The sequence below is a fragment of the Paraburkholderia sp. BL25I1N1 genome (genome assembly GCF_003002025.1).
Lineage (GTDB): Bacteria > Pseudomonadota > Gammaproteobacteria > Burkholderiales > Burkholderiaceae > Paraburkholderia.
The window spans coordinates 1-2,419 of sequence record NZ_PVZB01000069.1 but is presented as its reverse complement, the minus strand read 5'-3'; the positions used below and the strand labels follow the sequence as shown (position 1 = coordinate 2,419).

The 2,419-nt window shown below is 64.2% G+C and carries 2 protein-coding genes; both read left to right on the top strand.

Annotated elements, in window-relative coordinates:
- On the top strand, positions 1-858 hold an 858-nt coding region (gene mdtN / locus B0G73_RS39860), incomplete at its 5' end, for a multidrug transporter subunit MdtN (protein WP_106286490.1).
- A gap of 9 nt (positions 859-867) precedes the next feature.
- A partial coding sequence (locus B0G73_RS39855; protein WP_106286489.1) for an FUSC family protein occupies positions 868-2,419 on the top strand: 1,552 nt, incomplete at its 3' end.

The following is a 2,419-nucleotide window of genomic DNA, read 5'->3' as shown; positions in this document are numbered from 1 at the left end:
CAGGCGGTGAAGCAGGGCGATCTGTTGTTCCGTATCGACCCGCGTCCGTATCAGGATGCGCTCGCGCGGGGCAACGCGTCGCTCGTCGCGCTCGATCGCCAGATCGAGCTGACCCAACGTACGGTCAATGCGCAGCAGTACAACGCGCAGTCGGTGCGTGCGGCGGTCGAGCGCGCGCGAGCCGCCGCGAGCCAGGCGTCCGATACGCTGCACCGCATGGAGCCGCTGGTGTCGCACGGCTATGTGTCGGCGGAGGACGTCGATCGTGCGCGCACCGCGCAACGTGCCACGCAGGCCGAACTCAGCGCCGCGCAACTGCAGGCGCAGCAAGCCGTTGCGGCCGTGAGCGGCGTCGACGCGCTGGTTGCGCAGCGTGCCGTCGTCATGGCGGAGATATCGATTGCCGAGCTGAACCTTGAATATTCGACCGTGCGGGCGCCGTTCGACGGACGCATCGTGTCGTTGGAGACATCGACGGGGCAGTTCGCGTCTGCGCTCAAACCGGTCTTCACTTTGATCGACACGCGCCACTGGTACGTAGTCGCGAACTTTCGCGAAACCGAACTCAAGGGCGTCAGGGCGGGCACGCCAGCTACTGTGTACCTGATGAGCGATACGGGCCAGCGTTTCCAGGGCACCGTCGATTCGATCAGCTACGGCATCGCGCCCGATGAAGCCGGCCTTGCATTGCCGGGCGGATTGCCACGCATTCAACGCACGCTCAATTGGGTGCATGTATCGCAGCGCTTCCCGGTGAAGATCCTCATCGACAAACCGAACCCAGAGCTGTTCCGCGTCGGCACGTCGGCGGTGGCCGTGCTGGAACCCGGGCGCGGCAACGACGGCGAGCGCCATTGAGGACCGCCCATGGCCGCCGCCGACTACCTGCCCGTCACGCTGCGCGATGCAGGCGCTTTCCTGAGGCGCGAGCTTGCGTTTTTCCCCGGTCGCGTCAACGTGATGTTGCGTTGCATGTTGACGAGCGCCATTGTGATCGTCGTGTCGAATACGCTCGAGGTGCCGGAGATCGCGCTATCGCTGCTGGTGGTGTTCTATGTCACGCAGTCGAACGTGGTGGTCACGCGGTTGGTCGGCGTGATGTTCATGGTCGGATCGACGCTCGCGATCGGCCTGTCGATCCTGCTGCTGAAATTTACATTCGACTACCCGTTGCTGCGCATCGTCATCGCGAGCCTGCTATTCCTGGGCAGCGTGTACCTGCTGCGGGTGCTCAAGATTGGCATCGTGTTCTTCATCGTCGCGATCATTGTGATTTACGTGCAGAGCTTCGTCGACCGGACCGATCAGGCCGACCTGCTGATCCGCGCGGTGTTATGGGTATGGGTCGCCGTCAACTATCCGATCGCGCTGACGCTCGTGGTCAACACGCTTTTGTTGCCCGTCGAGCCGCAATTGCAGCTCAAGGCGGAAATCCATCGGCAACTGGCAGCGCTGGACATGTGCCTGGCGCAACTGATCAACGGCGGCACGAGCGCCGCGCCGATCACGCTGGCGGCCGTTCAGCAAGGCGCGCTCACGCTGCAGAAGTTGCTGCGGTTTACGACAATGCGTGATGCGCACTATCGCGAACATCAGGCGTCGCAGCTTGCATGCATCGCGACCGTGTCGCGGCTTTATCGCGGAGCGAGTGAGCTTCCGCCGAGTTGGCCGCGCGCCTCAGCCGCGCAGCTGGCGATGTTGCGCGAGTTGCGTGCGAACTGCCACGCGCTCGACCAGGCGGTCATGACCGGCGAGCCCTATCACTACTCGAGCACGGCGACACCTGAAGAGCGCAACGCCGCCGACACGATTCCTGCCGCTGCCGAATCGCAGCGGGCGCTGCGCGCATTCGCCGACCTGGCTGCGAGCGACCCGGCATCCGGCAAGCCGCCCGCGAGCGAGCCGATGCTCGCGCCGGACGCATGGACCAATCCCGCCTACATGCGCTTTTCGCTGAAGACCTTGCTCGCCGTTCTGGTCTGCTACGTGTTCTACAACGCCGTGGACTGGCAGGGCATCCACACGATCATGCTGACCTGCGTGATCGTCGCGCTGCCGAGCCTCGGCGCATCGGCGCAGCGCGCGTTGCTGCGGGTGGCCGGTGCTGCCATCGGAAGCGCGCTGGCGCTGTTCATGGTCGTGTTCGTCGTTCCTCATCTCGACGACATTGTCGGTCTGCTGCTGATGACGTTGCCTGTCGTCGCGTTCGGAGCATGGATCTCGGCGGGTTCGGAACGGATCGGCTACGCGGGCGTACAGCTCATCTTCACCTTCTCGCTCGCCTTGTTCGAACAGTTTGGCCCAACCGTCAATCTCACTGAAATACGCGACCGGCTGGTCGGCATTCTGCTGGGCGTCGGTGTGGCGACGTTCGTGCAGATGTCGTTCTGGCGCGAGGGCGAGGGCGACGTGCTGCGGC